The sequence below is a fragment of the Kitasatospora purpeofusca genome (genome assembly GCF_034043715.1).
Lineage (GTDB): Bacteria > Actinomycetota > Actinomycetes > Streptomycetales > Streptomycetaceae > Kitasatospora > Kitasatospora purpeofusca_A.
The window spans coordinates 17505-42589 of sequence record NZ_JAXCLC010000064.1 but is presented as its reverse complement, the minus strand read 5'-3'; the positions used below and the strand labels follow the sequence as shown (position 1 = coordinate 42589).

Genomic DNA, 25085 nt, shown 5'->3' with positions numbered 1-25085 from the left:
CACCCCGCTCACCACCGCAGACCACCGCCGACCCCGTTCTAAGGACTTCCACCGTGACCACAGCCGACACCCCGGCCGCCGCCGGAGCCGCAGAGGCGGCCCCCTCGGCCGGTCCCTGCGAGCGCGGCGCCACCGTGTGGCTGACCGGGCTCCCGAGCGCGGGCAAGACCACGCTCGCCTTCGCCCTGGCGGACCGGCTGCGCGCCGAGGGCCACAAGGTCGAGGTCCTGGACGGCGACGAGATCCGCGAGTTCCTCTCCAAGGGCCTCGGCTTCGGCCGCGAGGACCGCCACACCAACGTCACCCGGATCGGCTTCGTCGCCGAGAAGCTCGCCGCCAACGGCGTCAAGGTGCTCGCCCCGGTGATCGCCCCGTTCGCGGACTCCCGGGCGGCGGTCCGCGCACGGCACACCGCCAACGGCACCGAGTTCCTCGAGATCCACGTCGCCACCCCGGTCGAGCTCTGCGCCGAGCGCGACGTCAAGGGGCTGTACGCGAAGCAGGCGGCCGGCGAGATCTCCGGCCTGACCGGTGTCGACGACCCGTACGAGGCCCCGGAGAACCCGGAGCTGCGACTGCAGACCCAGGGGCGCGAGGTGGCCGACTCCGCCGCCGAACTGCACGTCTTCCTGACCGAGAGGGGCCTGGCATGACCACCGCGACGGACAGCCTGCTCCGTACCGACGACACGCCGTACGCACTGTCCCACCTGGACGCGCTGGAGGCCGAGTCGGTGCACATCTTCCGCGAGGTCGCGGGGGAGTTCGAGCGCCCGGTGATCCTGTTCTCCGGCGGCAAGGACTCCATCGTCATGCTGCACCTGGCGCTCAAGGCCTTCCGGCCGGCCGCGATCCCGTTCTCGCTGCTGCACGTCGACACCGGTCACAACTTCCCCGAGGTCATCGCCTACCGGGACCGCGTGGCGGCCGAGCACAACCTGCGGCTGCACGTCGCCTCGGTACAGGACTTCATCGACCGCGGCGAGCTGCGCGAGCGCCCGGACGGCACCCGCAACCCGCTGCAGACCGTCCCCCTGCTCGACGCCATCGAGAAGGGCCGCTTCGACGCCGTCTTCGGCGGCGGCCGCCGCGACGAGGAGAAGGCCCGCGCCAAGGAGCGCGTCTTCTCCCTGCGCGACGAGTTCGGCGCCTGGGACCCGCGCCGCCAGCGCCCCGAGCTGTGGTCGCTCTACAACGGCCGGCACGCCGTCGGCGAGCACGTGCGCGTCTTCCCGCTCTCCAACTGGACCGAGCTGGACGTCTGGCAGTACATCGAGCGCGAGTCCATCGACCTCCCCGAGATCTACTACGCCCACGAGCGCGACGTCTTCGCCCGCGGCGGCATGTGGCTGACCGCCGGCGAGTGGGGCGGGCCCGGCGACGACGAGCCCGTCGAGCGGCGGCTGATCCGCTACCGCACCGTCGGCGACATGTCCTGCACCGGCGCCGTCGACTCCGACGCCACCACCATCCGGGCCGTCATCGCCGAGATCGCCGCCAGCCGCCTCACCGAGCGCGGCGCCACCCGGGCCGACGACAAGCTCTCCGAGGCCGCGATGGAAGACCGCAAGCGCGAGGGATACTTCTAATGAGCACCACCCCGATCGGCACGCCCCAGACCGGCACCGCCACCTCGCTGCTGCGCTTCGCCACCGCCGGCTCCGTCGACGACGGAAAGTCCACCCTGGTCGGCCGGCTGCTGCACGACTCCAAGTCGGTGCTCGCCGACCAGTTGGAGGCCGTCGAGCGCGTCTCCCTCAGCCGCGGCCAGGAGACGCCCGACCTGGCGCTGCTCACCGACGGCCTGCGCGCCGAGCGCGAGCAGGGCATCACCATCGACGTCGCCTACCGCTACTTCGCCACCCCCCGGCGGCGGTTCATCCTCGCCGACACCCCCGGGCACGTGCAGTACACCCGGAACATGGTGACCGGCGCCTCCACCGCCGAGCTGGCCGTCGTCCTGGTCGACGCCCGCAACGGCGTGGTCGAGCAGACCCGCCGGCACGCCGCCGTCGCCGCCCTGCTGCGGGTGCCGCACGTCGTGCTGGCCGTCAACAAGATGGACCTGGTCGACTACGCGGAGCCGGTCTTCGCCGCCATCGCCGCCGAGTTCACCGCCTACGCGGCCTCGCTCGGCATCGGGGACGTGCTCGCCGTCCCGATCTCGGCGCTCGCCGGGGACAACGTCGTCGAACCGTCCGCGCACATGGACTGGTACGGCGGCCCGACCCTGCTGGAGCACCTGGAGACGGTCCCGGTCGGCAACGACCCGAGCGCCGAACCGACCCGCTTCCCGGTCCAGTACGTGATCCGCCCGCAGACCGAGGAGCACCCGGACTACCGCGGCTACGCGGGCCAGCTGGCCTCCGGCGTACTGCGGGTCGGCGACCCGGTCACCGTGCTGCCCTCCGGCCACACCAGCACCGTCACCGGTATCGACGTGCTCGGCCGCGCCGCGGACATCGCCTGGTCCCCCCAGTCGGTCACCGTGCGCCTGGCCGACGACATCGACATCTCCCGCGGCGACCTCATCGCGGCGGGCCCGGCCCCCGTCCCCACCAAGGACATCGAGGCCACCGTCAGCCACCTCAACGAGCGTCCGCTGCGGGCCGGCGACAAGGTGCTGCTCAAGCACACCACCCGCACGGTCCGGGCACTGGTCAAGGAGATCGGCTACCGGATCGACATCGACACGCTGGAGCGGCGCTCAGGCGCCGACGGCCTGAACGTCAACGACATCGGCCACGTGGTGCTGCGCACCGCGGAGCCGCTGGCGCTCGACGACTACACCGACAACCGCCGGACCGGATCGTTCCTGCTGATCGACCCGGCCGACGGCGCCACTCTCACCGCCGGCATGGCGGGCGAGGCCTTCGGGACCGCGGGCAGCACCGGCACCGACGGCGACGAACCCGACGAGGAGGACTGGGTCTGATGCCCAGCGAGGCGTTCTCGGGCATGGACAAGGAAGGCGGCCGCATCGGCAGCGGCGTCCTCGGCAGCGGCCAGGGCGGCCTGACGCGATGTGCGGGCCGACAGGGCTGAGAAGCGCCCTGTCACCGGGCCGACTGCCGCGACACCGCGGGCCGGCCCGGCTTGCCCGGCACCCGCACGGGTGCCGCAAGCACAATCTTGACCGAACTTCCGCCCCGAGACCGCTTCCTGACGGTCCGTCCGCGAACAGGACTCACCATGGCACCGAACCAGGCACTGTCGCACGGCCACGACCCGCATCCGGGCACTCGCCCCCTCGCCGGCCGGATCAGACGCTCCGCCGTCGCCGCCGTCGCCGGCCTCACCGCCGTCGCACTGCTCTCCGCGTGCGGCTACGGCTCCAAGAACGACGACAAGAAGACCAACACCGCGGCCCCCGCCGGTGATTCCGCCTCCGGCGCGAAGCTGTCCGCCGACACCGTGCGGATCGGCTACTTCGCCAACCTCACCCACGGCACCCCGCTGGTCGGCCTCCAGGACGGCATATTCCAGAAGGAGCTGGGCGCCACCCAGATCAAGACCCAGGTCTTCAACGCGGGCCCGGCCGAGATCGAGGCGCTCAACGCCGGCTCCATCGACATCGGCTGGATCGGCCCCTCCCCGGCGATCAACGGCTTCACCAAGTCCGAGGGCAAGTCGCTGAAGATCATCGGCGGTTCGGCCTCCGGCGGGGTCAAGCTGGTGGCCAACCCGGACAAGGTCACCTCGCTGGACGACCTCAAGGGCAAGAAGATCGCCACCCCGCAGCTGGGCAACACCCAGGACGTGGCCCTGCTCAACTACCTGGCCGGCAAGGGCTTCAAGGTCGACGCCCAGTCCGGCGCCGGCGACGTCAGCGTGGTCCGCACCGACAACAAGGTCACCCCGGACGCCTACAAGCAGGGCTCCATCGACGCCGCCTGGGTGCCCGAGCCGACCGCCTCCAAGCTGGTCACCCTCGGGGCGAAGGTCCTCCTCAACGAGAAGGACATCTGGCCGGACAAGAAGTTCGTGATCACCAACATCATCGTCTCGCAGAAGTTCCTCGCCGAGCACCCCGATGTGGTCGAGGCCGTGCTGCGCGGCTCGGCGAGCACCAACGCCTACATCAAGGCCAACCCGGACAAGGCCAAGGCCACCGCCAACGAGGCGATCAAGAAGGAGGCCGGCAACGCCCTGGAGCCCGCCGTCCTCGACCCGGCCTGGGCCGACATCGACTTCCTGGACGACCCGCTGGCCGCCACCCTGCAGACCGAGGCGGCGAACGCGGTCACCGCGGGCCTGCTCAAGAAGCCGAACCTGAACGGCATCTACGACCTCACCCTGCTCAACAAGGTGCTGAAGGAGAAGGGGCAGAGCCCCGTCGCGGACGCCGGCCTCGGCGCCAAGTAGCGCCCGCCGTACCGCAGTACCGCGCCCGAACTCCGAGGTCCGGCCCCCGCCCGTCCGTCCGATACCCGCTCGATGCCCCGAGCACGGCCGGGCGGGGCCCGGACCCCGGTCCCGCTCCCTCGACACCAGACGCCAGACCACACACGCAGGAGGTGCCCGGAATGAGCCCGGCACTGACCACCTCGAACGACGCCGGCGGCGTCGGCACCCTCGACGGTGCCCCCGCCGTCCGGATCTCGCACGTGCACAAGACCTTCGGCCGTCCCGGCGCGCAGACCCACGTCCTGGACGACATCACCCTCGACGTCGCCCCGGGCGAGTTCGTCACGCTGCTCGGCGCCTCGGGCTGCGGCAAGTCCACCCTGCTCAACCTGGTCGCCGGCCTCGACAAGCCCACCGCGGGCAGCATCGAGGTCCCCGGCGGACGCCCCGCGCTGATGTTCCAGGAGCACGCGCTCTTCCCCTGGCTCACCGCCGGCAAGAACATCGAACTCGCCCTCAAGCTCGCCGGGGTCGCCCGCGCCGAACGCCGCCCCGAGGCCGAGCGCCTGCTCGACCTCGTCCGGCTCCAGGGCTCCTACGGCAAGCGCGTGCACGAGCTGTCCGGCGGCATGCGCCAGCGCGTCGCGATGGCCCGCGCCCTCGCCCAGGGCAGCCAGGTGCTGCTCATGGACGAGCCGTTCGCCGCCCTCGACGCCATCACCCGCGACGTCCTGCACAACGAGATCACCCGGATCTGGGCCGAGCAGAAGCTGTCCGTCCTCTTCGTCACCCACAACGTGCGGGAGGCCGTCCGGCTCGCCCAGCGCGTGGTTCTGCTCTCCTCCCGCCCCGGGCGGGTCGCCCGGGAGTGGACGATCGACCTCCCGCAGCCCCGCCGGATCGAGTCCACCGGCGTGGCGGACCTGTCCATCGAGATCACCGAAGAACTGCGTGGGGAGATCCGCCGCCATGGCCAGCACTGACACCACCACCAAGGCCGGACCGGGCCACGGCGGTACCGTCGCCGACTTCGCCGGCGTCGAGGCCGGGCTGGACGCACTGGACGCGGTCGTCACCCAGCGCAGCTCCACCGCCGAGACGCTGCGGCAGAAGGTCCTGCCGCCACTGCTCGGCGTCCTGCTGGTGCTGGCCCTCTGGCAGGGCGCCTACAGCCTGCACGTCACCTCCGCGTACAAGCTCCCCAGCCCGCTCGACGTCTGGCGGGCCGCCGAGGACCTCTGGGACCAGGGGACGCTGTTCTCGATCATCTGGACCAGTGTCTGGCGCGGCCTGTCCGGCTTCCTGATCGCGCTCGTCATCGGCACCCCGATCGGCCTGCTGGTCTCCCGGGTCAGGCCGGTGCGCGCCGCGCTCGGCCCGGTCCTCTCCGGCCTCCAGTCGCTGCCCTCGGTCGCCTGGGTGCCGGCCGCCGTCATCTGGCTCGGCATCAACGACACGATGATGTACGCCGTCATCCTGCTCGGCGCCGTCCCCTCGATCGCCAACGGCCTGGTGGCCGGCATCGACCAGGTGCCGCCGCTGTTCCTGCGGGCCGGCCGCACCATCGGCGCCACCGGCCTGGCCGGCGCCCGGCACATCCTGCTGCCGGCCGCACTGCCCGGCTACCTCGCCGGGCTCAAGCAGGGCTGGGCCTTCTCCTGGCGCTCGCTGATGGCCGCCGAACTCGTCGCCTCCTCCCCCGACCTGGGCCTCGGCCTCGGCCGGTTCCTGGAGAACCAGCGCGAGTTCTCCGACATGGCGGGCGTCCTGCTCGGCATCATCCTGATCCTGTTCGTCGGCATCGCCATCGAACTGCTGGTCTTCACCCCGGTCGAGCGCCGGGTCCTGCGCAACCGCGGCCTGCTGGCCGCCGTCAAGTGAGGCCCCCCGCATGACCGAACGACGGCTGTCCGCCGCCCCCGCCACCCCGGTGGCGGCGGGCGGCCCCGCCCTGCTGCTGATCGCCCACGGCAGCCGCGACCCCCGGCACGCCGCCGCGGTGGCCGCCCTGGTCGCCGAAGTCCGCGCGCTGCGCCCCCGGCTGGACGTCGCCACCGCCTACCTCGACCACTGCGCGCCGCGGATCCCGCAGGTCACCGCCCGGCTCGACCGCTCCGCGATCGCCGTCCCGCTGCTGCTCAACCGGGCCTTCCACGCCAAGCACGACATCCCCGCCGCCCTCCGCGCGGCCTGCGCCGACCTGCCGCTCGCGGAGGTGCTGGGGCCGTCACCGCTGCTGCTCGCCGCGCTCGACCGCCGGCTCACCGAGGCGGCGCCGGAGCTCGCCTGCCCCGCCGCGCGCGCCCGCACCGGCGTCGTCCTCGCCGCGGCCGGCTCCTCCGACCCGGCCGCCGACGCCGCCACCAGGGCGGTCGCCGCCGCCTGGCGCCGCACCCGCGGCTGGGCCGCCGTCGAGGTCGCCTACGCCTCGGCCGGCGGCCCGCGCGTCCCCGACGCCGTCACCGCCCTGCGCCGCGTCCCGGCCGTCGAGCGGGTCGCGGTCTCCCCCTACCTGCTCGCCCCCGGCCTGCTCCCCGACCGCATCGCCGAAGCCGCCGCCGAGGCCGCCGCCGACCACCTCGCCGACGTCCTCGCCCCCACCCCCGACCTCGCCCGCCTCCTCCTCACCCGCTACGACGAGGCACGCGCGGCGACCCGCACTCCCCGGGCCCTGACGGCCTGACCCTCACGAGGCCCTCCGGTGCTGGTACTCCGTGACCGCCGCGGTGATCACACTGAGCGGGACCACGGCCTCCTGATCGGCGACCGCCGCCTCGATCCACTCCCGCATGATCGCCGTCGGCTTGACTCCCCGGATCCGCGCCCTCCGTCGGACCTCGTCCATCACGGGCTTGGGCAACCGCAGCGATGTCGTGATCATCACCGATTCCACCGGCAGCGGCTCCGCCGGCTCGGCCGCCATGATCTCGTCCTCGGTCAGCTCGTGCGTCTCGTAGAACTCGGCCAGTGCTTCGACTTCTGCACCGTTGTCAGTCATGTGCCACCCTCAACTCGTCCGCTTGAGGAACAAGCGCCGCTCGGAGACGGTCATGTCCCGCGCCGTGGCGCAGTACCAGCCGGACCTCACCGCGGTGCTCACCACCAGCACCACCAACAGGTGACGCCCGGCATCCGTCACGCCGAGGCAGAGTGTCGAACCCTCGCGACCTGAGGTGAACCACCTCGGCAGGCGCGTGAATGCATTCGACCGGCGCATGGAAGGCTCCGTGCGCCGGTCGACCGGGGAGCCGCCCCCGGACCCTCACCGCCTGAACGGGCCCGGGCCCGGCCCCGTCGGCAGTATCGTGAGGCCATGAGCGTCGCCCACGACCACTACCCCGAACTCCATGACCTCATCGACCGGCTGGACCCGGAGCAGGCCGAGGAAGTTCGCCGCCACGCCCTCCGCCTGGTGGGCGAGGGCGAGGTTCCGCCACGCCATCGGCTGAGCTTCACCGCCATAGGAGTGAGTGCCAACCCCGACCTCGGCTCCGAGGCCAAGCGGATCATCAGGTCCGAGCTCCGGGGAGTCGACGAGTGATCCTGGTCGACACCGGCCCTCTGGTGGCCACCCTCGCCGCCACCGACGCGAACCACGTGCGATGCACACGGTTCTTCGACAACTACTCCGGCGAACTGCTGGTCACCCCGTACGTGGTCACCGAGGTGTGTTACCTCGTTGAGCGCGACATGAGCAGCAAGGCCGAGGCCTCCTTCCTGCGGGCCGTCGCGGCCGGGGAGCTGCGTCAGACCGAGATCACCGACGCCGACCTCACGCGGATGGCCGAGCTCGTCGAGATCTACGCCGATTTCCCGCTCGGCGCAGCGGACGCTTCGGTGGTCGCCGTCGCCGAGCGGCTCGGCCTGACCGAGATCGCGACACTGGACCGCCGGCACTTCAGCGTCGTCCGGCCTCGGCACATCGCCGCCTTCCGGCTGCTGCCCGACTGACGGAGCGGCGCCGCCGAATCCCGCGCGAGGTTCGGCGGCCCTCGGGTCCCCCCGTGCTTCAGTGGCCCGCCGACCCCAGGTGGACCGTGACCAGGCCGGTGGTGATCAGGGCGAGGCCGGCGAAGGTGGTGGGGGACGGGACCTCGTGGCGGACGGTGAGGGCGGTCAGGACGGTGCCGACGGTGCCGATGCCGGTGAAGACGGCGTAGCCGGTGCCGACCGGGAGGTCCTGGAGGGCGCGGGAGAGCAGGTAGACCGCGCCCAGCATGAGGGCGAGGCACAGGGCGCTCTGCGGGAGGCGGGTGAATCCGCGGGTCGGTTCGATCGACTGCGCCCAGGCGACCTCCACCACCCCCGCGAGCAGCAGCCAGAGCCACGGCACGGCGCTCAGTCCTCCCTCGGGATGCGGTGGCCGACCAGCTTGGTGCCGAGTTCGCCGGCCCGGTGCAGCGCGTCGGCCAGCGACTCGCGGTGCTGTCCGAGCCGCCCGGCCAGGGCGGGGTCGACGAGGGAGTTGACCAGTTCGGCGGCGATCACCTCGGCGTCCTCGACCGCGTAGTGGCCGCGGAAGAAGTCGGTCAGGTAGCGGCCGTGGTGGTCGTAGGGCTCGCGCGGGGTGCCCGGGCCGTAGGCGCCGCCGCGGGCGGCGACCACCACGAACTTGCGCGGCGCGAGCACCATCCGGGGGAAGGTGACCTGGTCGATCCAGGCCTTGAGCGCGGACGGGATGCCGTAGTTGTACATCGGCGCGCCGACCAGGACGGCGTCGGCCGCGAGGAGTTCGTCGAGCAGCGGCCGCACCACGGCCCAGGCCGCGCGTTCCTGGTCGGTGCGGACCGCCTCGGGGTAGCGGGCGGTGTCGGTGATCTCCTCGCGCTGGAGGGTGTCGCAGATCCGGGTCCAGCCCTCGCGGACGGGCGGGACGGGGTCGGCGGCGAGGTCGCGGTGGGTGACTTCGCCGCCGCCGGCGCGCCAGGCGTCGGCGAAGGCGGCGCCGAGGCGACGGGTGAAGGAGTCGGTGCGCGCGCTGCTGTCGAGGTGCAGGAGGTGGGACACGGTGAACCCCCGGGGCGGTCTGGGCGGGACGAGGCCGCCGAATTAAGCGGACATAATGTCCACTTGGCGACGCGCCCAACGATAAAGGGAAGCGGACAGTGTGTCCACTTCCCTTGGGCCTGCCTTCGCTCTACCGTTGCTCCCCATGACGACCGAGCTCCCCCTGGCCGACGGCCCGCCGCCCCGCGAACGGGCCGACGCCGCCCGCAACCGGGCCAAGGTGCTGGCCGCCGCCGAGCGGCTCTTCGCGACCGGCGACCCGGCCGCCGTCACCATGGACGACATCGCCCGGGCCGCCGGCATCGGCCGCGGCACGCTCTACCGCCGCTACCCCGACCGCGCCTCGATCGCCCGCGCGCTGCTCGACGAGCACGAACGCGCCCTGCAGGAACGGCTCCTGCGCGGCGACCCGCCGCTCGGCCCCGGCGACCCGGCCACCGGAACGGGCCCCCGCCCGGCGGAGCGGCTGGCCGCCTTCTACGCGGCGATGGTCGAACTGCTGGAGACCCACGTCCACCTGGTGCTCGGCGCCGAGACCGGCGAGGCGCGCTACCGGACCGGCGCCCACACCTTCTGGCGGCTGCACGTCGCCCACCTGGTGCGAGAGGCCGGCCGGCCGGACCCGGAGGTCCTGGCCGACCAGCTGCTCGCCCCGCTCGCCCCCGAGCTGTTCCGCCACCAGCGGGAGCGCGGCGTCACACCGAAACGGATCACGGCCGGCCTCGCCGCCCTGGCCCACGGCGCCCTGGGCCAGGGCACCCTGGCTCACGGCACCCTGGGCCGGGACGCCGCGGACCAGGGCTGAGCACAGGTCAAGCAGGCAGGTGCCAGACCTGGTTGGCGGCGCCGTTGCAGTCCCAGATCACGATCCGGCTCCCGTTGGTGGTGGAGTACGCGTACTGGTCCAGGCAGCGACCGGACATCGGGTTGAACAGCGAGCCGTCGGCCCGGGGCCGCCACTGCTGGGCGCCGCCGCCGTTGCAGTCGTAGAGCTGGACCGGGGTGCCCATGTCGGTCACGCCGCCCTGGATGTCCAGGCACTTGCCGAGCGCGCGGACGGTGCCGTCGACGGCGACCTTCCAGGTCTGGGCGGTGTTGCCGAGGCAGTCCCAGATCTGCACCGGGGTGCCGTTGGCGGGGTTGCCGTCCTTCACCCCGACGCACTTGCTTCCGTAGCCGGTGATCGGTCCGACCGGACCCGCCGGGGCGGTCGGACCGAACACAATGATCGCCCGCCAAGGGCTCGACCCACCGAGGCACAAAGCCGTGCTGGTGGTGTTGCCGGTGACCAGGGACGTCCAAGCCTGCGTGTAGACGATCTCCTCGAGGAACCAGTCGTACCTTGTACAGGTCCCCGCGATGCCCCAGGTCTGCAGCGGGTCGATGCCCGTACAGGTGGCGGAGAAGCCCCCGGGGATGGGGGCGAGGGGGCAGTTGTCGGCGGCCGAGCCGGCGACGGCGGCGGGTGCCCCGGCGCCCGGGTCGGTCACGGCGGCGTGGGCGGCGGGCGCGGTCAGCGCGGCGGCTGCCGCGAGCAGGGCGGTGGCGAACATGGCGGCGATACGACGCACGGTGAAGCTCCCGGAGGTGGCGAGGAGGGGGACGGTCCGGTGCGGAACGCGGATCAGGCGGGGGCGTGCCAGAGCTGGTTGGCGGTGCCGTTGAAGTCCCAGAGCTGCGCGATCGCACCGTTGGCGGTGTCGTAGCCCCGGACGTCCAGGACCCGGCCTGACTTCACGTTGACGATCGCGCCGTCGGGCCGCACCCGCCACTGCTGGCTGACGGCGCCGTTGCACTCCCACATCTGCACCGGCGTGCCGTTGCCGGTCGCGCCGCCCTGCGGGTCCAGGCACAGGCCGACGGCGCGGACGGTACCGTCCGAGGCGACCCGCCAGGTCTGGTTGACGTTGCCGAGGCAGTCCCACATCTGGACGGGGGTGCCGTTGCGGGAGGTACCGCCGCGCACGTCCAGGCACTTGTTCACATAGCCGGTGAGCTGGCCGGTCGGGCCGGCCGGCGGGGTGGGGCCGAACGTGATGCCGAGCGACCACGGGAGCGACGTGCCGCCGCACCCGGCGATGGTGCTGGTGTTGCCGGCGACCCAGCCGAGGTTGTACATCGGCGAGATGATCGGGATCCCGGGGTTGTTCATGTCGTAGGTCGCGCAGGACCCGCCGAGCATCCAGGTCTGCATGGGGTCGATGCCCGAGCAGGTGCCGCGATAGTTACCGCCGTCGGGGGTGACGGAGCAGTTGTCGGCCGGGCTCGCGGCCTGCGTGGCCGGCGCGCCCTCGACAGCGGTGGCGGTGGCAGCCGGGGCGGTGACCGCGGCGGCTCCGGCGAGCAGGGCGGTGGCGAGCACGGCGAAGGTACGACGCATCGGGAAGGTCCTTCCGCAGACGGTGAACCGGTCGACCCGCCGACCGGGAACCGTGATGACGGTGTAACCGGTTGTGCGGACAGCGTGAAGCCTCGGGGGATGTACGGTCACGGTCAACATCACGGGGAGGCGATCGCGCCAACGGTCCGCCCACGGACGGGCGCTGGTACGAACGGATGCGCGGGAGCGGTCGCAGGCCGGGGCCCCGGACGATCCGTCCGGAACCCACCGGGCCCCGCGGCGGCCGCCTCTCGCCCGTCGCCCGCTCGCCGCGGCCAACCGGCCGCCGTCACCGCGGATCCGCGGCCTTCCCCCGGAAGCACACATGCGAACGGCCCGGCTCCCCCGCTGGAGGGGAGCCGGGCGTCAGGGCCGGGTCGGTCAGTCGCCCTGGCGGCGCTGGCGGCCGCTGCCGTAGTTGGAGCCGGACTTGGAGCCGCTGCCCGGCTTCGCCCGACCGGAGGAGCGGCCGATGAAGCCGGCCGCCTGGCGCGACGCGCCGCCGCCCTGCCCGCCGCCCGCGGCGCCGGTGCGCTGCTTGGGCCGGGGCCGGCGCGGGTTGCCGTTCATGTCGACGTCGGTCGGCAGCCCGGAGCGCTTGCCGGCGCGTCGGCGCGGGGAGCCGTTCTGCCCGGCGCTCGCGCCCTCCCCGCCGGCCTGGGCCGGCGCGGCCGGGGCGGGCACGGCCACGGTGATCGGCACACCGCTCGGGGTGCGGGCACCGGTGATCCGGCTGAGCTCGACGTCGCCCGGGCGGATCTTCGTGGTGGTGGGGCGGATCCCGGCCACCGTCAGCAGCCGGCTGACCTCGCGCCGCTGGTCCGGCAGGACGAGCGTGACGACGGTGCCGGACTCCCCGGCCCGGGCGGTACGGCCGCCGCGGTGCAGGTAGTCCTTGTGGTCGATCGGCGGATCGACGTTGACGACCAGGTCGAGGCCGTCGATGTGGATGCCGCGGGCGGCGACGTTGGTGGCGATCAGCGCGGTGACGTGGCCGTCGCGGAACTGGTCGAGCACCCGGTTGCGCTGCGGCTGGGACTTGCCGCCGTGCAGGGCCGCGGCCTTCACCCCGCTGGCCAGCAGCTGCTTGGCGAGCCGGTCCGCGCCGTGCTTGGTGTGCACGAACATGATCACGCGACCCTCGCGGGAGGCGATGTGGGCGGTGGTGGACGCCTTGTCCGCCGGGTCCAGCTGGAGCAGGTGGTGGTCCATGGTGGTGACCGCGCCGGCCGAGGGGTCCACGGAGTGGGTCACCGGGTCGGTCAGGAAGCGCTTGACCAGCCGGTCGACGTTGCGGTCCAGGGTGGCGGAGAAGAGCATCCGCTGCCCGCCCTCGGCGACCTGCTCCAGCAGCTTGCTGACCTGCGGCAGGAAGCCCATGTCGGCCATCTGGTCGGCCTCGTCGAGCACGGTGATCGCGACATCGGAGAGGTTGACGTCGCCGCGCCCGATCAGGTCGTCCAGTCGGCCGGGGGTGGCGACCAGGACCTCGGCGCCGCGTCGCACCGCGTTGGCCTGCCGGGTGATCGACATGCCGCCGACGACGGTGACGATCCGCAGGTTGACGGCGGTGGCGTACGGGGTGAGGGCCTCGGTGACCTGCTGGGCCAGCTCGCGGGTGGGCGTCAGCACCAGCGCCAGCGGGTGCCGGGCGTCGGCCCGGCGGCCGGCGGTGCGCGCGAGCAGCGACAGGCCGAAGGCGAGGGTCTTGCCGGAGCCGGTGCGGCCCCGGCCGAGCACGTCACGCCCGGCGATCGAGTCGGGGAGGGTGGCGGACTGGATCGGGAACGGCTCGGTGACGCCCTGGCGGGTCAGCGTGCTCAGGATGGCCTTGGGGAGTTCCAGCTCGGCGAAGCTCGCCGCCGGCGGACGGGCCGGGGTGCCCTCGACCACGGTGAACTCGGCGGACTCGGCGACCCGGGGGGCGTTCCGGCGCGGCGGCCGGGAGGAGGCGTCGGTGCGCGGGGCACCCGTACGAGGGGCACCGGTACGCGGGGCGCCACCGGTGCGCGGGGCGCCGGTGCGGGGCTTGCGGGAACGACCGCCGTCGCGGTGCGGCTGGGCAGGGGTGGTCACAGGATCTCCATCCAGAGCATGACAGCCCCCGGTGAGGGGCTGGTCCGGCCGTCGGAAAGGAGTTCGCCGCCCCGGCCGTTCGGCGGCATGAACGAGGGCCCGCACCGTGCGGTGCGGGCCCTCGCTACGCGAAATCGTGCGTCAGCGGAGGCTGACGTCAGCCGATGACGCGGATGTTCTCGGCCTGCGGGCCCTTCTGGCCCTGGGTGACGTCGAACTCGACCTTCTGGCCCTCGAGCAGCTCACGGAAACCCTGAGCGGTGATGTTCGAGTAGTGGGCGAACACGTCGGGGCCGCCAGTCTCCTGCTCGATGAAGCCGAAGCCCTTTTCGCTGTTGAACCACTTCACGGTGCCGGTAGCCATAACCGTCTCCTCTAACTGGGGCATCGGAGCCCACACCTCGTGGACCCCAAGTAGCCGCGATCCCCATCCGGAGGCTGAAACACCGGACAAAACAAATGCGCCTGTTGGTTGGTACCAGCAGGCGCACACATACGTTCATGGGAACCAAAACTGCAACTGATACGACTCTAGCACGTCCGCACCCCGATTGACCGGGGAGTTTCTGCCACACAGATCACGTTTGCCGGATCGGCGGAACGGGCAAACGGCGCCCGCCGTGAGGCGGGCGCCGTCCGTGTCGCTACCGGCGGTGCGGGGCGGTCAGCGCCGCCCGGCCGACTCCGGCAGACCGTGGGCGCCGTGCGCGCCCGCCGGCACGGCCCCGTCGCCGTGGCCCACGGTGGAGTCGCCACCGTGGCCCGGCCACCAGGCCGCCTTGCCGACCAGCGCGGTGAGCGCCGGGGTGAAGAACATCGCCATCACGAAGGCCGCCAGGGCGATGCCGAAGGCCATGCCGAAGCCGAACTCCAGCATGAAGATGTTGCCCGCGAGCATGAAGGTCGCGAACGACACCGCCAGGATGAAGCCGGCCGCCGCGACGGTCGGGCCGCCGTGGCGCACCGCCTCGCGGGCCGCCTCGCGCGGGTTGCGGCCCGCCCGGGCCTCTTCCCGCAGTCGGGCGATGATCAGGATGTTGTAGTCGGTACCGATCGCCACCACGAAGAGGTAGATGAGGATCGGCAGCATGAACATCATGCCGTGCTCGCCCTTGATGTTCTGGAACAACAGGGTCGAGGAGCCGAGGGTCGCGGTGAAGCCGAGGCCCACCGAGGCCATCAGGTACCAGGGGGCGACCACGCTGCGCAGCTGGAGGGCCAGGATCAGCAGGATCAGCAGACCCGCTATCGGGAACACCAGCTTGTAGTCGTGGGACATCGCCAGGTTGATGTCCTTGTAGATCGCGGTGATGCCGCCGACCTTCGCGTCGGTGCCGGAGGGCGCCTCGGCGTGGGCGACCTTGCGCAGGTCGGTGACCGTGTCGATCGCGTCGTTGCTGGACGGCTCGTGCTTGAGCAGGACGGTGAAGTCCGCCGTCGCGCCGTCCTTGCTGAGCTGCGGCGTCGCGGTGGCCTCGGAGACGCCGGGGACGGCGCCGAGCTTGGCGGCGTAGCCGGCGAACGCGCTCTGGTCGAGCTTCGCCCCGCCGTCGCCCGTCAGGTAGACGTGCGTCGGGTCCGCGGCACCGGCCGAGAAGCCGTTGACCAGCTTGTCCTGGACGACCATCGACTCCGCGGTCTTGGGCATGGAGCTGCCCGCGAGGTCGAAGGTGCCGTTGTAGCCGAGGGCGCCGGCGGTCAGGGCCAGCAGCACACCGCCGGAGGCGACGGCCACCAGGGCCGGCCGCTTCTCGACCACGCGGCCGAGGGCGGCGAACCGGGCGTCGCTCGGCTCGCGCATCCACTTCTTGCCGGGCCAGAACACGCCGCGGGCCGGGATGACCGTGAGCACCGCCGGGACCAGGGTGAGCGAGGAGAGGGCGGTGACGACGACCGCGATGGCCAGTGCCGGGCCGAGCGCCTTGAACATGCCGAGGCTGGAGAGGATCAGCACCGCGAAGGCGACGGTGACCGCGCCGGCCGCGGAGGCGATGGCCTCGCCGACCCGGCCGACGGCGTTGGCCACGGCCTCCTGCCGGGTGTCGCCCGCCCGCAGCCGCTCGCGGTAGCGGAAGGCGAGGAACAGGAAGTAGTCGGTGCCGACACCGAGGACGACGACGATGAGGATCGCCGACAGCACCGGGGTGGACTTCAGGTCGAACGCCTTGGTGGCGTAGGCGATCAGACCGTTCGCGGTCGGCATCGCGATCATCAGCGAGAGCAGCACCGGCAGGAGGCCGGCCAGCACGCTGCGGAAGATCAGGCCGACGATGATCGCGACCAGGACGACACTGCTGATGCCGATGACGGCGTCGGCCGCGCCGGAGGACTCCTGCTGGTCCAGCTGCTGGGCGGCCTGGCCGCCGAGCTGGTACTTCAGGTCGGTACCCTCGGCGAGCTTCTTGCCCTCGTCACGGACCGTCTTGGCGACCTCCCCGAACTTCTCCGAGTTCTGGGTGGCCTTGTCGATGGCGACCGGCGCCAGCGCGTACTTGCCGTCCTTGGAGGTCGTCTGGTCGCTGACCGGGACGATCTGCTCGACGTGCTCGATCTTCTTGTCGGTGAGGCCCTGGACGATCTTCGCCACGGCGGCCTTGTCGGCGGCCGTCAGCGGGGCGCCGTCGTTGCGCTCGAACAGGGCGAGCGCGGACGGCGTGAAGTTCGCCGGGAACGCCTTCTCCTGCAGCTGCGCGGCCTGGATGGACTCGTAGTGCTTGGGAAGGAATGCGGCCTCGTCGGTCTGGGCCGTGATCTTCGGGGCCGAGACGGCGATGGCGATCATCGCGACGACCCACGCCGCGATCACCCACCAGGCGCGACGGACGACGAAATGTCCTAGTCGGTGGAACATGCTCGTGATGCCTCCTGGGCATGGTTCACCGCAGCCCTCGGGGGACGGGACGTCGGGCGACGGATCGGATCGGCCCGACCTGTGCGGGGCACAGCTCTAGCCGGTCGGCAGGTAAGTACTCGGAGGGACTCATCCTACGGTCACTTGCTAGCCGACCGGCAAGCAGTTTTCCCCGTGACCCCGTTGCCGCAGTGCGACCCCCTCGGGGACGCCGCGAAGTGCCCCCGAGCCATTTTCGCGTGCGGAGGACCGGTTTGACCTCGTACTCGGGGTGGAGACGGCTCCCCCTCAAGGTGGAGCTTCCTCCCCTGCCCCCAGGAGGAGATATCAGGGTTGCTTGGTAGGGAAAACCCCACCCCGACCCCCGGGAAGACCACAGGGCCCACTCCCCCGCCAGCCGGATACCCCGTCAGCACCCGCTTCCCTACTGTCGATCACGACGCCGGACCGCACCCCGGCGCCCGACTCCGGCGGCCCACCGCCGCCGTACCACCGGCCCGCGCCCGCCACCGGCGCCGGCCGCTCTCCCAGGGGGAACCGTGAAGACCAAGCCCGGCATAGCCGCCGCCATGGGCGCCTGGAGCGCCCGGCACAGAAAGACCGCCGTCTTCGGCTGGCTGCTGTTCGTCGTCCTCGCCAGCCTGCTCGGCGGCCTGCACGGCAGCACCCGGGTCGACGAGGCGGAGGCGATGCCCGGCCAGGTCTCCCGGGCCGCCGAGATCCTCGACCGGGCCGGACTCAAGTCCCCCGCCACCGAGACCGTCCTCGTCCAGAGCACCGACCTGACCGCCGACGCCCCCGGCTTCCGCACCGTCGTCGACCAGGTGCTGGCCGGGGTCAACGGCACCGGCAGGGCCGCCGACGTCCGCTCCCCCTACGACACCGGGGCCGTCTCCGCCGACCGCCGCTCCGCGCTCGTCCAGCTCACCGTGAAGGGCGACCACGAGGAGGCCACCGCGAACGTCGGCGCCGTGGTCGACGCCGTCGCCGCCGTCCAGAAGCAGCACCCCGGCCTCACCGTGGTGGAACTCGGCGACGCCAGCTCCGGCAAGTGGATGGACGAGCAGTTCGCCGACGACTTCGCCCGCGCCGAGTGGACGGCCGTCCCGCTCGCCCTCGGCATCCTGCTGGTCGCCTTCGGCGCGCTGGTCGCCGCCGTGCTGCCCGTCCTGCTCGCGCTCACCGCCTTCGTCGCGGCCGGCGGACTCGTCGCCCTCAGCAGCGGAATCCTGCACACCAGCAACAGCGCCAGCTCGGTGATGCTGCTGGTCGGCCTCGCCGTCGGCGTCGACTACTGCCTCTTCTACCTGCGCCGCGAACGCGAGGAGCGGGCCGCCGGACGCGACCTCGACACCTCGCTGCGGATCGCCGCCGCCACCAGCGGCCGGGCCGTACTGGTCTCCGGCGTCACCGTGGTGATCGCCATGGCCGGCATGTTCCTCACCGGCATCGCCGAGTTCAAGGCCATGGCGTACGCCACCATCCTGGTCGTCGTCACCGCCGTGCTCGGCTCGCTCACCGTGCTGCCTGCCCTGCTCTCGATGCTCGGCGACCGGGTCGACAAGGGCCGGGTGCCCCTCCTCCGCCGGCTGCGCCGCCCCGACGCCGCCACCGGCGGCCGGTTCTGGAACGCCGTGCTCACCCCGGTGCTGCGCCGCCCGCTGGCCGCCGCCGCCCTGTCCGGCGCCGTCCTGATCGGCCTGGCCGCGCCGCTGCTCACCATGCACACCGCCAACCTGACCTTCCAGCAGCAGCTGCCGAAGGGCAACGAGCTGGTCGCCGTCTCGCAGAAGATCGAGGCGGCCTTCCCCGGCAGCCCCGCGCCCGCCTCGGTGGTGATCAAGGCCCTCGACATCGACTCCCCCGCGATGACCGCCGCGATCGCCGACCTCAGGGCCCGCGCGCTGGCCTCCGGCCGGATGCACGGACCGGTCGACGTCACCGTCCACCCCGAGCAGAACGTCGCCACCGTCGACATCCCGCTCAACGGCAGCGGCAACGACGCGGTCAGCAACGCCGCCCTGCGCACCCTGCGCGAGGACCTGGTGCCCGCCACCGTGCTCGCGGTGCCCGGCACCGAGGCCCCGGTCACCGGCCGCACCGCCGGCTCCTACGACTTCAACGCCAAGATGACCGGATCGATGCCGCTGGTCTTCGCCTTCGTGGTGGCCTTCGCCTTCCTGCTCATGCTCACCTCCTTCCGCTCGCCGGCCGTCGCCGGCACCGCCGTGGTGCTCAACCTGCTCTCGGTCGGCGCCGCGTACGGGGTGCTGACCCTCGTCTTCCAGCACGGCGTCGGGGCCTCGCTGCTCGGCACCGAGGGGGTCGGCGCGGTCGAGTCCTGGGTGCCGCTGTTCCTCTTCGTGATCCTCTTCGGCCTCTCGATGGACTACCACGTGTTCGTGGTCTCCCGGATCAAGGAGGGCCGCGACCGAGGCCTGCCCACCCGGGCCGCGATCGCCCACGGCATCCGCTCCACGGCCGGGGTGGTCACCAGCGCGGCCGTGATCATGGTGGCGGTCTTCGCGGTCTTCGGCACCCTCTCCATGCAGGCCATGAAGCAGATGGGCATCGGTCTCGCGGTCGCGGTGCTGATCGATGCGACGATCATCCGCGCGGTGCTGCTGCCCTCGGTGATGACCCTGCTCGACGAGCGCAACTGGTACCTGCCGCGCTGGCTCGCCTGGCTGCCCGACTTCTCCCACACCGAGAGCGTCCCGCCGCTCGGGACCGGCGCCCCGCTCGCGACGGCCGCCGCCACCGCCGAACCGCACGCCCCGCAGGCCCGGCACCGCCGGATCGGGGTCTGACACTTCCCCACCGGGCCCCCGGGCCCGCAGACCCCGGACAACCGCCGGGCCCCGCGTCGCGCGGGGCCCGGCACCCGTTTGCCAGAATGATCGCCCACCCCCACCCGGCTGTCACGAAGGAAACCGACACCCTCATGCTCCCCTTCGACGAGGGGCGGGCGCGGCTGCTGCTCGCCCGTGCCTGCGAGTCCGCCGGCCTGCCCGACCCCGCCGACGCCCGGCTGCTCGCCCTCGGCGAGAACGCCGTCTTCGACCTCGGCGACCCGGCCGTGGTCGCCAAGGTCGGCCGGGCACCCGAACTGCACGACCGGGCCCGCCGTGAACTCGCCGTCGCCGACTGGCTGGCCGGCCACGACGTCCCGGTGGTCCGCCCGTACGACGCCGTGCCCGCCGGGCCGCGGCTCGCCGACGGCCACCCGGTGACCTTCTGGCACCGGCTCGCCCCCGCCGAGCGGCCCGCCCGCCCGGTGGACCTCGCCCCGCTGCTGCACGCCGTGCACCGGCTGCCCGACCCGCCGTTCGCCCTCGGCCGCCGCGACCTGCTCGCCCCCGTCGAACGCTGGCTCGCCTCCGCCGAGGGCCACGTCGACCCGGCCGACGTCGACTTCCTGCGCGACCGCCGGAACTCCTTCGCCGCCGCGGCGGCCGAGCTCGTCCCGCACCTGCCGACCGGGGTGATCCACGGCGACGCGCTGCCGCGCAACGTGCACGTCGGTCCGGACGGGCCCGTCCTGCTCGACCTGGAGTTCGTCGCGCACGACCTGCGCGAGCACGACCTGGTGGTGCTCGCGCTCAGCCACGACCGGTACGGCGTGCCGGACGAGGACTACCGGGAGTTCACCGGGGCGTACGGCTGGGACGTGCGCGAGTGGCCCGGCTTCGCGGCACTGCGCGGGGCCAGGGAGACGGCCAGCGCCTCCTGGGTCGCCCAGCAGGCACCGGGCAACCCGGCGGCACTGGCCGAGTTCCGGCGCCGGGTGGACTCGCTGCGGACGGGCGCCACCGAGGTCCGCTGGTACCCGTTCTGACCGCGCACCGGGCGGCCCGGTGGCTGCCTGGTACGGGCGGCCCGGTGCCGGCGGCCCGGTACGGGGGGCTCCATGCGGACAGCTCGGCGCCGACGGCTCAGCGCAGGGGCCAGCGGGGGTCTATCACCGCCTCGGGGTCCTTGGCCCGGCGGAGCCAGGCCTGGAGGTCCTCGGCCCAGGCCCGGTGCCAGTCGATCTGACGGGCGTGGAGTTCGGCCACGGGGACGGCGCCGACCTGGTCGGGGTAGCGCTCGGCGAGGGCGACCGCGACCCGGACGGCGGCGAGGGCGTCACTGCCCGCCTCGTGGGCGTCGGTCAGCTCGACCCCGTACACCTCGCAGACCCGCTGCAGGGTCCGGGAGCCCTTGCGGTACTTGTCCACCGCGCGGTCGATCACCAAGGCGTCCAGCACCGGCACGACCGGCCCGCCGAGCCGCTCGGCCAGCGCCGGCAGCCCGTGCCGGCGCAGCTCGGCGTCGAGCATCGAGAGGTCGAACGGGGCGTTGAACGCCACCACCGCCCGCCCCTCGGCGAGCCGCGCGCACAGCGCGCCGGCTATCTCGTCCACCGCCTCCTTGGCGGGCCGCCCCTTGGCCCGCGCCAGGTCGTCCCCGATCCCGTGGATCGCCGCCGCCTCGGCGGGGATCGGCACCCCCGGGTCGAGCAGCCACCCGGTGGCATCCAGCCGGCGGTCCCCGACGGTGTCCACGAGGGCGGCCGTGACAATCCGGTCCACGGCCGGGTCGGTACCCGTGGTCTCCAGGTCGAAGCCGACCAGTGGCTGCTGCCACCAGCTCATAGGAATGCGTCCTTCCGTCCTCCACTCGAACAGCCCCCATCATCACCCGCCCCTCCGACAGTCCGGCCCCTGGGTCCGTCCTCGGCCCCCGTCCGCGCTGCGCCGCCGGGGGCGCGGGTGCCCCGGTCCCCCGGGTCAGGCCGGGGCGAGGAGGCTGCGGCCGAGCCAGTCGGCGGCGTCCTGGACGCCGGGGAGGACGTAGAAGTAGCCGCCGCCGGTGGGGCGGAGGAAGCGGGCGAGCGGTTCGTCGATCAGCCGGGTCTGGACGGTCTCGAACTGGCGGCGGATGTCGCGCTGGTAGCAGCAGAAGGCGAGGCCGAGTTCGGGGACGCCGCCCGCGTCGAGGCCCCGGTCGTAGTTGAAGGCGCGGCGCAGGACGCGGTCGGCGCGGGTGGCGTCGGTGCGGGGGTTGGCGAGCCGGATGTGGGAGTCGAGGGCGATCACGGCGCCGTTCGGGTCCTGGGTGTAGTCGGGGGTGTCGCCCTCCTTGGTGCGGCCGAGCGGGGCGCCGTCGGCCTTGCGGCGGCCGATGATCCGCTCCTGCTCGCGCAGGGGCAGTTCGTCCCACCGGACGACCAGGGTGCGGATGGCGCGGATCACCTGGTAGGTGCCGCCGACGGCCCAGGCCGGTCCGCCGGCGTCCGGGCCGACCCAGACCAGGGCGTCCATCTGCTGGGCGGAGCCGGTGTCGGGGTTCTGGATGCCGTCCTTGAAGCCGAGCAGGTTGCGGGCGGCGCCGGCGGGGCGGGCGCGGTTCTGGTAGCCGTCGAGCTGCCAGCGCGGGCTGAGCGACCGGCTGGTGGCGCGCAGCAGGTCGCGGATCGCGTGCTGGACGGTGTCCCGGCTGGTGGCGCAGACCTGGAGGGAGAGGTCGCCGTGGCACTCGGCGGGGCGCAGGCCGTCGTTGGGGAAGGTGCGCATCGCGGTGAGCCCGGCCGGGCGGGCGTCGGCGAGACCGTAGCGGGCGTCGAAGAGGGAGGCGCCGACGCCGACGGTGACGGTGAGGTCGTCGGTGGGCAGGGCGGCGGGGCCGAGGGTGCCGCTGTCGGCGGGTGCGGCGCCGGGGCCGAGGTCGGGCGGGGTGCCGCCGTCGGTGAGGAAGCGGATCCGGTCGGTCAGGGTGCGCAGCAGGGCGGCCAGTGCGGTGCGGTCGTTCACGTGGACGTCGAGGGCGAGGAAGGTGCCGTAGCCGGGGGGCGGGTTGAGGATGCCGGCCTGGTGGACGCCGTGGAAGGGGATCCGCCCGGCGGTGGCGCGCGGGGCGGCGGGGGCGGCCGGGGCGGCGGCGCCGAGGGTGAGGGCCCCGACGGCGCCGGCGCCGAGCGCGGTGCGGACGAAGGCGCGGCGCGAGGCGCCGGGGGTGCCGGGCTCGGTCGTGTGCTGACTGGTCAACGGCGGGGCCTTCCGGGGCGGCGGAGCACGAGGGGGAGGCGGGCCCGGGACCGGGCCGCTGATCATGGAATCGACGCTAGCAACGCCTGCCCCGGCCCGCCTGCGCTCGCCGCCCGGAAGGGGGAGCCGCGCAGGCCCTACCGGCGGAAGGCGAAGCCGCCCCGGACGAGGTGGAGGCCGGCGTCGGTCGGGGCCTGGCAGGCGGTGGCGACCGGCGGGGCGGTCGGCTGCGCCGGGACCCCGCTCCAGCCGACCCGCAGCCGCCCCTGCTCGTCGTGGCGGAGGCCGAGGGCCACCTCGGGGTGCCAGTCGCCCGGGAACGGCGGCACCGGGTCCAGGGCCGGGCCGGCGGTGTAGGTCACCGAGTCGACGGAGCCGGTGAGGACGACGGTCCCGTCCCGCTCGGTCAGGCAGTCGACCCGGATCTCGGCCCGGGCGGTGAACTCCCGGTCGGTGTCCCGGTCGAAGACGTGCTGGATGGTGGCGTGCCCCCGGCCCCCGGTGGACGGGCGCCCGGTGGCGTGGGCGTCCACGGCCAGGGTGATCAGCTGGCTGGGCTCGGGGACCGGCCCGAACAGGTCGAGCCTGGCCCAGCCGTGCAGGCTCGCGCTCGACCGACCGGTGCCCGAGAACGCCGGAGCGGACCCCGGGGCGGACCCCGGGGCGGACGTCCCGTCAGCGGCCCGGGCGGACGCCGGGGCCGACGTCCCGTCAGCGGCCGGGGCGGACGCCGGAGCGGCGGCGGCGAAGGTCGGGGTGGCGAGCACCAGGGCGCTCGCCGTCACGACGCCCAGCAGGAGTGTGCGCATGGTCGGACCTCGTTCCTCGGAAGGTGCCGGGGCCGTTCCCGGCCCGGTGCTTCCAAGGTGCCCGCCCCGCCCCCCGCGCCGCTTCGGCCCCGGGGAGGGGACGCCTCCCCCACGAGGGGGAGCCGACTCGGGGTGCCGAACGGCAGCCGCTCAGGACACCGGACGGCAGCCGCTCAGGACACCGGGCGGGAGTCCGCCCAGATGCCCTCGAACTCCTCGCGGTAGACCTCCAGCAGTCCGGGGTCGGTGCCGCCCGGCTCCTGGCCGGCGCCGCCGCGCAGGACCAGGGCGGGCGATTCCATGCCCCGGGCGCGGCGCAGGTACGGCTGGACGACGCCGAGGTCCCGGGTCTGCCGCCGGCCGCCGGGGGCCGTCGCACCCGCCGGCGTGCCCTCGACCAGGTAGGCGGTGAACCTCGGGGTCTCGTCGAACACCCGGATCTCGAAGCCGCCCTGGTCGCGCAGCGCGGCCCGGACCCGGCGGACGTGCAGGATGTTCATCTGGATGGCGCGGCCCAGCTCGCCGCGTCCGAGCCCGAGTTCGCGCTCGCGGCGGCGGACGGCGCTGCTGGCCGGGTTGAGGAAGAGCAGCCGGACCCGGCAGCCCTCGGTGGCGAGCCGGACCAGCCGCTTGCCGGTGTAGTTCTGGCAGAGCATGCCGAGGCCGATGCCGAGCGCATCGAGCCGCCGGGCGCCGTCGAGGAGGTCCTCGACCGGCAGGTCGCGCTGGAGCCGGACCCGGTCGGGGTGGACGGCGACGACGTCCGCGTACCGGCCGGCGACCAGCGACTCGACCACGTCCGCGGGCACCGCCCCGGTGCCGCCGTCGAGCAGGGCGAGCAACCGGGCGGCGGCCCGTTCGGCCTGGGCGAGGACGGTCGGGGTGAGGACGCGGTTGCGGGAGACGACGTGCCGGGCGACCTCCAGCTCGTCGAGGGCCAGCTCGATCTCCCGGCGGTCGGCCAGGTACGGCTCGAAGCAGGGCCAGTGCTGGACCATCAGTTCGCGCAGCTGCGGCAGGGTGAGGAAGACCAGCGGGTCGTCGTCGGCCGGGTCGAGCAGGTAGCCCTTGCGGCGGCTGACCTCGCGGACGGCGCCGGCCCGGTGCGCCCACTCCTCGCCGGCCGGGCCGGCCGCGGCGGTGACCCAGTCCTCGCCGTGGGCGGGCGCGTAGATCGGGTGCAGCACCTCGTCGACGAGCGAGCGGAGCCGCTGCTCGACCAGGTTGAGCCAGACGTAGGCGCGACCGGAGAGCCTGACCCGCTGGTAGGCGTCCTCCCACTCGGCGCCTGACCAGGCGAGCGCGGGGACCTCCACCGGCCCGCCCTGGGCGGGGACGAGCGAGCGCCCGCCGGTCAGGGCGGGGCGCATGACCACCGTCGGCGCCTCGCTGCGGGCGCCGCCACGGTCGGGGCCGCCGGGCCCACCGCCACGACCGCCGGCGGGGAACACCATGCGCACCTCACCTGGTTCCTGTCGTGAGCCGGCCGGGGCCGCTCCGAGCTGTCTGCCTGTCCGTCTGTCCGTCTGTCCATCTGCCTGCTTGTCCGCCTGCCGTCCGACCGGTCGGACGGCCGGCCGGCGTACC

24 protein-coding genes are annotated in these 25085 nt (G+C 73.4%); 12 read left to right on the top strand and 12 right to left on the bottom strand.

The annotated features are described in order from the left end of the window. The first annotated feature begins 53 nt into the window (after positions 1 to 53). The 7 genes from cysC (at position 54) to SM793_RS27770 (ending at position 7029) form a co-directional block, all read left to right on the top strand. On the top strand, positions 54 to 653 hold the full coding sequence (gene cysC / locus SM793_RS27800) for an adenylyl-sulfate kinase (RefSeq protein WP_320441036.1): 600 nt from the start codon (positions 54 to 56) through the stop codon (positions 651 to 653). Further along, the gene (cysD, locus tag SM793_RS27795) at positions 650 to 1588 is read left to right on the top strand and encodes a sulfate adenylyltransferase subunit CysD (RefSeq protein ID WP_320441035.1); all 939 of its coding nucleotides are present in this window, start codon (positions 650 to 652) and stop codon (positions 1586 to 1588) included. Before cysC ends, cysD begins: the two co-directional genes overlap by 4 nt. Then, complete coding sequence (locus SM793_RS27790; RefSeq protein ID WP_320441034.1) at positions 1588 to 2934, top strand: sulfate adenylyltransferase subunit 1; 1347 nt, start codon at positions 1588 to 1590, stop codon at positions 2932 to 2934. The genes cysD and SM793_RS27790 overlap by 1 nt, the downstream gene beginning before the upstream one ends. Before the next feature lie 257 nt (positions 2935 to 3191). Then, positions 3192 to 4364 (top strand): aliphatic sulfonate ABC transporter substrate-binding protein, encoded by a 1173-nt coding sequence (locus SM793_RS27785; RefSeq protein ID WP_320441033.1) that lies wholly within the window; start codon positions 3192 to 3194, stop codon positions 4362 to 4364. Positions 4365 to 4525: 161 nt separating this feature from the next. Continuing rightward, positions 4526 to 5329 (top strand): ABC transporter ATP-binding protein, encoded by an 804-nt coding sequence (locus tag SM793_RS27780; RefSeq protein ID WP_320441032.1) that lies wholly within the window; start codon positions 4526 to 4528, stop codon positions 5327 to 5329. Further along, a complete protein-coding gene (locus SM793_RS27775) occupies positions 5316 to 6227 on the top strand; it encodes an ABC transporter permease (RefSeq protein ID WP_320441031.1) in 912 nt (303 codons plus the stop codon). The genes SM793_RS27780 and SM793_RS27775 overlap by 14 nt, the downstream gene beginning before the upstream one ends. Before the next feature lie 10 nt (positions 6228 to 6237). After that, on the top strand, positions 6238 to 7029 hold the full coding sequence (locus SM793_RS27770) for a sirohydrochlorin chelatase (RefSeq protein ID WP_320441030.1): 792 nt from the start codon (positions 6238 to 6240) through the stop codon (positions 7027 to 7029). Between the two features lie 3 nt (positions 7030 to 7032). On the opposite strand, the gene SM793_RS27765 is transcribed toward SM793_RS27770, so the two are convergent. After that, positions 7033 to 7344, bottom strand: coding sequence for a hypothetical protein (locus SM793_RS27765; RefSeq protein ID WP_266310685.1), 312 nt, complete (start codon positions 7342 to 7344; stop codon positions 7033 to 7035). 315 nt (positions 7345 to 7659) lie between these two features. Here SM793_RS27765 and SM793_RS27760 point away from each other — a divergent pair, with 315 nt between their 5' ends. Next, positions 7660 to 7887, top strand: coding sequence for a hypothetical protein (locus SM793_RS27760; protein WP_320441029.1), 228 nt, complete (start codon positions 7660 to 7662; stop codon positions 7885 to 7887). Further along, positions 7884 to 8297 (top strand): type II toxin-antitoxin system VapC family toxin, encoded by a 414-nt coding sequence (locus SM793_RS27755; RefSeq protein WP_320441028.1) that lies wholly within the window; start codon positions 7884 to 7886, stop codon positions 8295 to 8297. Before SM793_RS27760 ends, SM793_RS27755 begins: the two co-directional genes overlap by 4 nt. A 58-nt stretch (positions 8298 to 8355) precedes the next feature. Here SM793_RS27755 and SM793_RS27750 read toward each other — a convergent pair whose 3' ends face one another. Together SM793_RS27750 and SM793_RS27745 are read right to left on the bottom strand one after the other, a co-directional pair. Further along, a complete protein-coding gene (locus tag SM793_RS27750) occupies positions 8356 to 8679 on the bottom strand; it encodes a DMT family transporter (RefSeq protein ID WP_045939387.1) in 324 nt (107 codons plus the stop codon). 5 nt (positions 8680 to 8684) lie between these two features. Next, positions 8685 to 9353, bottom strand: coding sequence for an FMN-dependent NADH-azoreductase (locus SM793_RS27745; RefSeq protein WP_320441027.1), 669 nt, complete (start codon positions 9351 to 9353; stop codon positions 8685 to 8687). Positions 9354 to 9498: 145 nt separating this feature from the next. On the opposite strand from SM793_RS27745, the gene SM793_RS27740 reads away from it, so the two are divergent. Beyond that, entirely contained in the window at positions 9499 to 10158 is a 660-nt protein-coding gene (locus tag SM793_RS27740; RefSeq protein WP_320441026.1) for a helix-turn-helix domain-containing protein, read from the top strand. 7 nt (positions 10159 to 10165) lie between these two features. Here SM793_RS27740 and SM793_RS27735 read toward each other — a convergent pair whose 3' ends face one another. The 5 genes from SM793_RS27735 to SM793_RS27715 form a co-directional block, all read right to left on the bottom strand. Next, the gene (locus SM793_RS27735) at positions 10166 to 10924 is read right to left on the bottom strand and encodes a ricin-type beta-trefoil lectin domain protein (RefSeq protein ID WP_320441025.1); all 759 of its coding nucleotides are present in this window, start codon (positions 10922 to 10924) and stop codon (positions 10166 to 10168) included. 53 nt (positions 10925 to 10977) lie between these two features. Next, a complete protein-coding gene (locus tag SM793_RS27730) occupies positions 10978 to 11733 on the bottom strand; it encodes a ricin-type beta-trefoil lectin domain protein (RefSeq protein ID WP_320441024.1) in 756 nt (251 codons plus the stop codon). A gap of 381 nt (positions 11734 to 12114) precedes the next feature. Further along, positions 12115 to 13809, bottom strand: a complete 1695-nt coding sequence (locus tag SM793_RS27725) for a DEAD/DEAH box helicase (protein WP_320441023.1) — start codon at positions 13807 to 13809, stop codon at positions 12115 to 12117. A gap of 157 nt (positions 13810 to 13966) precedes the next feature. Continuing rightward, the gene (locus SM793_RS27720; protein WP_030391310.1) at positions 13967 to 14173 is read right to left on the bottom strand and encodes a cold-shock protein; all 207 of its coding nucleotides are present in this window, start codon (positions 14171 to 14173) and stop codon (positions 13967 to 13969) included. 300 nt (positions 14174 to 14473) lie between these two features. Then, on the bottom strand, positions 14474 to 16660 hold the full coding sequence (locus tag SM793_RS27715) for an MMPL family transporter (protein WP_320441022.1): 2187 nt from the start codon (positions 16658 to 16660) through the stop codon (positions 14474 to 14476). Positions 16661 to 17229: 569 nt separating this feature from the next. Here SM793_RS27715 and SM793_RS27710 point away from each other — a divergent pair. Further along, a complete protein-coding gene (locus SM793_RS27710) occupies positions 17230 to 19470 on the top strand; it encodes an MMPL family transporter (protein ID WP_320441047.1) in 2241 nt (746 codons plus the stop codon). 134 nt (positions 19471 to 19604) lie between these two features. Further along, entirely contained in the window at positions 19605 to 20498 is an 894-nt protein-coding gene (locus tag SM793_RS27705; RefSeq protein WP_320441021.1) for an aminoglycoside phosphotransferase family protein, read from the top strand. Positions 20499 to 20595: 97 nt separating this feature from the next. Here SM793_RS27705 and SM793_RS27700 read toward each other — a convergent pair whose 3' ends face one another. The 4 genes from SM793_RS27700 to SM793_RS27685 form a co-directional block, all read right to left on the bottom strand. Continuing rightward, a complete protein-coding gene (locus SM793_RS27700) occupies positions 20596 to 21297 on the bottom strand; it encodes an exonuclease domain-containing protein (RefSeq protein ID WP_320441020.1) in 702 nt (233 codons plus the stop codon). Positions 21298 to 21432: 135 nt separating this feature from the next. After that, positions 21433 to 22689 (bottom strand): Dyp-type peroxidase, encoded by a 1257-nt coding sequence (locus SM793_RS27695; protein WP_320441019.1) that lies wholly within the window; start codon positions 22687 to 22689, stop codon positions 21433 to 21435. Between the two features lie 137 nt (positions 22690 to 22826). Continuing rightward, a complete protein-coding gene (locus tag SM793_RS27690) occupies positions 22827 to 23498 on the bottom strand; it encodes a hypothetical protein (protein ID WP_320441018.1) in 672 nt (223 codons plus the stop codon). Between the two features lie 173 nt (positions 23499 to 23671). Beyond that, on the bottom strand, positions 23672 to 24952 hold the full coding sequence (locus SM793_RS27685) for an SAV2148 family HEPN domain-containing protein (protein WP_413816045.1): 1281 nt from the start codon (positions 24950 to 24952) through the stop codon (positions 23672 to 23674). Positions 24953 to 25085: the final 133 nt, after the last annotated feature.